The organism is Eubacterium sp. 3_1_31 (assembly GCF_964249515.1).
GTDB classification, from domain to species: domain Bacteria; phylum Bacillota_I; class Bacilli_A; order Erysipelotrichales; family Erysipelotrichaceae; genus Longicatena; species Longicatena caecimuris.
Genome location: NZ_CAXUBY010000085.1, coordinates 1 through 4,414, shown reverse-complemented (window position 1 = coordinate 4,414; position 4,414 = coordinate 1). Strand labels below are relative to the sequence as shown.

Below are 4,414 nucleotides of genomic sequence, written 5' to 3'. Positions count from 1 at the left end.
TGAATGGTTTTCTATACTCCAAAATGCTTGAAAGTATAGTGGTTATGCGAATAATCCAAAATTAGATATAAAAATTTATGATAAATCATGGTATAATGCTGATAGAAAAGGAAACTACCAGAAAGGAAATAGGTATTGTTAAACATGACTTCGGCGAGGAGTCATTACAATATACCAGGTGATATCATGTTTGTAGAGGAACGTCAATCACTCATCTTAGAAGAGTTGCATGAAAAAGGAAAAGTGCGTGTAAAAGAACTAAGCGAACGGTTTCAAGTAAGTGAAGATCTGATTCGTAAGGACTTAACAGCATTAGAAGAAAAAGGGCAACTAAAAAAAGCCTATGGCGGGGCAGTCATGGTAAAAGAAAATGTGCATCGCAAGATTGCGGCACAGCGCAAACATGTGCATACTGCAGAAAAGCAGCGGATTGCAGAAAAAGCTATGTCGATGATCCAGGATGGCGATATCATTTTTTTAGATATTTCTACAGTTAATATAGAGCTTGCGAAATTATTGAATAATGGAACGAAGAAAATAACTATTGTGACGAACATGTTGGATGTTATGAACCTTCTGGTAAAAAGTGATATGAGCGTCATTTTCATTGGCGGTGAATTGGATTATGGCAGGGATGGTTTCATTGGTAGCCTGGCTATGGAGATGGTGAAAAATTTTCGCTTTGATAAAGCATTCATGGGGGTTGTTGGTGTGGACGTACATGAGAATGCGGTAATGACTTATATGGCAAACGATGGTATGATGAAGAAGGCGATCATTAAGCGCAGCCGCAATTCCTATATGATGTGTGAGGAAGAGAAATTCACCCAGTTAGGAAATTATACCTATGCGGAATTGGAAGACTTTACCGGAGTGATTACGAATCAACAACCAGCAAAAGACGTATGTAAGGCATTCGCAGAACATGATCTTCAGCTTTACTATGCATAAGATAGAGAAGAAGCTTTCTGTCAGAGAGCTTTTTTATTGTAGAAAAACAATAAAAAGTAATAAAAAGTAATAAAGAAATGATTGACAATAAGAAAAATTATACTATAATGAAGGCATAAGGAGGATGTGTGAATGAATCTGAAGGAAAACAACAGAATTACGACGTTAAATGAAAAAATGCTTCATCAGCCTCGTTATGTCAGCATTGAACAGGCACTGATCATTACGCAGACATATAAGGAACATGAGCAAGAACCTATCATCATGAAACGTGCACATGCTTTGTACAATGCGTTATGTCAATTGGAAATCGGCGTAGAACAGGAAGAATTAATAGTCGGGAATCGTACCAAGGGTGTTCGATACGGGGTTGTTTTTCCGGAAAGCGGGATTTCCTGGGTAGATCGAGAACTGGAAACGATATCCACTAGACCACAGGATAAGTTTCATGTACGCCCTGAGGATATCAAAACATTTCGTGAGGTTATCGTTCCCTATTGGCGAGGAAAAAGTTTAGAGGATGTAGTCAAACAACGCTGTGGAGATGAAATATCCGCAATTGGCAAGGTCGTAAAAATCAATCAGACAGACCATGCCCAGGGGCATATTTGTCCCAATGTCAAAGAGTGGTTGGAAAAGGGGCCGAGCGGTTTATTAGAGGAGGCAAAACAGCAATTGGCTGTTTGCAAGGAAGAACAAAAAGTTTTTTATGAGGCAGTGATCTTAGTCATGGAAGGCGTAAAGAAGTTCTATATGCGCTATCATGATCTATTAGTATCAAGTGCATCAACTGCTGATGAAACATATCGCTCACATATGCTTGAAGTTGCGCGGATTTGTAAGAAATTGAGTGAAAAACCTGCTGAATCTTTCCATGAAGCCGTTCAATCTGTTTGGATGCTGTTTGTGGTTTTGCATATGGAAAGCAATGCTAGTAGCTTTTCTCCAGGACGTTTGGATAAAACGCTGTATCCATACTATGAAAAAGATATAAAACAAGGACGATTAGATAAAGAGAAAGCTTTGGAAATTATTGAATGTTTATGGCTGAAATTTAATGAGATCGTGTATTTGCGCAATCAACACAGCGCAAAATATTTTGCCGGTTTTCCGATTGGCTTCAATATTGCGATTGGTGGTGTAGATGCCCAGGGAAAGGATTATGTAAATGATCTTTCTCATCTATTCTTAGATGCACAAGAAGATTTAGGCTTACCTCAGCCTAATTTATCGGTACGCTTGCATACCCATACTTCAGATGAACTCTTGCATCATGCCATTCGCGTTGTGGCAAAAGGCAGTGGCATGCCGCAATTCTTTAATGATCAGGCAATTATACAAGAAATGGAGAAACTTGGTATTTCTCATGAGGATGCTATGGATTATGCCATAGTCGGCTGTGTGGAATTAACGACACAGGGCAATAATCTGGGGTGGAGCGATGCGGCAATGTTCAATATGAATAAAGTATTGGAATTGACCTTGCATCATGGCATTGATGTATTAACCGGTAAACAGATGGGTCCTGATTATGGTTCGCTAAGCACTTATCAAAGCTTTGAAGAATTAGAAGCGGCTTTTGAAAAGATGCTGTATCATTTTGAAGATCGCATGATTCCTTGTTGTGAACAGGTGGAAAAAGGGCATATCGATATTCTTCCAACACCTTTTTTGTCCAGTGTTATTGATGATTGCATGAAGCAAGGCATGGATGTTACCGCCGGTGGAGCACATTATAATTTATCCGGTATTCAGATGATTCAGATAGCGAATTTGGCAGATTCTATGGCAGCTATCAAACAGCTAGTCTTTGAAGAAAAACGCCTTTTGGCTAAGGATTTGGAAAATGCACTATATAACAACTTTGAAGGACAGGAAGTCATGCGCCAGATGTTATTGAATCGTGTACCGAAATATGGCAATGATGTTGCTTGGGTTGATGAACTCGGTATCAAATGGGCCAGAAAGTTTCGTGAGCGCCTGCGCTCTTATACGAATTATCGTAAAGGACCTTATCATAGCGGAATGTATACGGTCAGTGCGCATGTGCCGATGGGAGAAAATGTCGGTGCCAGTGCGGATGGACGCTTATCTATGACACCTTTAGCCGATGGTGGAATGTCTGCGGTCTATGGCAGAGATTTGAAAGGCCCTACTGCTGTGCTGAAATCTGTATCTCGTATCGATAACAATTTAACAAGCAATGGCGGCTTATTAAATATGAAATTCTTACCGGACTTCTTTAAGACAGACACCGGTATTCAAAAATTTGCGAATTTCTTGCGCTCCTTTGTAGCGTTAGAAATCCCACATGTACAATTCAATGTGGTGCGAAAAGAAGATTTACTGGCCGCGCAGAAACATCCGGAACAATATAGTTCTTTGACCGTGCGTGTGGCTGGCTATACGGCATATTTTACCGAATTGGCAGGTGAGCTGCAAAATGAAATCATTGCGCGAACAAGCTATGACAACGTCTGAATGTCGAGGCAATGTGTTTGATATCAAACGCTTTGCGACACATGATGGGAAGGGCATTCGGACAACGCTGTTTTTAAAGGGATGTCCCTTACGCTGTGTCTGGTGCCAAAATCCAGAAGGCTTAAAAAAAGAGCCGCAAGTCTTATATATGGAAAACAAATGTTTGCATTGCGGCAGTTGTGTACAATGCGCCAAGCATGGCGGTGTCACCATAAAGCAGCAGCATGTGTGCCTACAGCGAGAAGCGCAAGAAGATTGGGAACGCATTGTTGATGCCTGCCCTACCCGTGCGATGCAGTTTGATAGTCGCAGTTATACGGTAGAAGAAGTGATGGAAGAGCTATTAAAAGATGAAGTCTTTTTTCAAAGGGAAGGCGGTATTACAATTTCCGGTGGAGAACCTTTCTTACAGCACGAATTTTTGATTGAGATTTTAAAAGAATGTAAGAAAAAGCAGCTGCATACGGCAATTGAATCTTCCTTTTATACAAATTGGGAAATCATCCAACAGGCATTGCCATATCTTGATCAGATTTACGTGGATTTGAAAGTATTTGACAGTGCTTTGCACAAAAGCTATACTGGTGTTGACAATAAGCAAATTAAAGAAAACATCGCCTTTCTGTTACAGAGTGAGAAAAAAGATGTTGTAACCATACGTACACCATTGATTCCTAAACTTACCGCTAGACCAGACAACATTGCGGCTATTTCCACCTTTATCAGCAATTGCTATTCCAAGGTGCGCTATGAACTGTTAAATTACAATCCATTAGCAAAAGCCAAATATAGCTATCTGGATATGGAATATTGTTTTGATGAAAATCCTAAGCTGTATACAAATGAACGAATGGAACAATTTTATGCCATTGCCCAAACCCATGGCATCCAACAATTTATTAAGGAATAAGGAGCTAACTATTAAGAAGTCAAGCATTTTTGAAAAAGATTGAAAAAGCATGACAAAAACAAGTGCTAGTAA

At 39.8% G+C, this 4,414-nt stretch carries 3 protein-coding genes; all 3 read left to right on the top strand.

The annotated features are described in order from the left end of the window. The first annotated feature begins 186 nt into the window (after positions 1–186). The 3 genes from ACESSZ_RS16275 to ACESSZ_RS16265 all read left to right on the top strand — a co-directional run bounded on the left by ACESSZ_RS16275 (position 187) and on the right by ACESSZ_RS16265 (position 4,342). Positions 187–951, top strand: coding sequence for a DeoR/GlpR family DNA-binding transcription regulator (locus ACESSZ_RS16275; RefSeq protein WP_017144583.1), 765 nt, complete (start codon positions 187–189; stop codon positions 949–951). Between the two features lie 132 nt (positions 952–1,083). After that, positions 1,084–3,432, top strand: a complete 2,349-nt coding sequence (locus ACESSZ_RS16270) for a glycyl radical protein (protein WP_196029570.1) — start codon at positions 1,084–1,086, stop codon at positions 3,430–3,432. Then, a complete protein-coding gene (locus ACESSZ_RS16265; protein ID WP_412293069.1) occupies positions 3,395–4,342 on the top strand; it encodes a glycyl-radical enzyme activating protein in 948 nt (315 codons plus the stop codon). The genes ACESSZ_RS16270 and ACESSZ_RS16265 overlap by 38 nt, the downstream gene beginning before the upstream one ends. Positions 4,343–4,414: the final 72 nt, after the last annotated feature.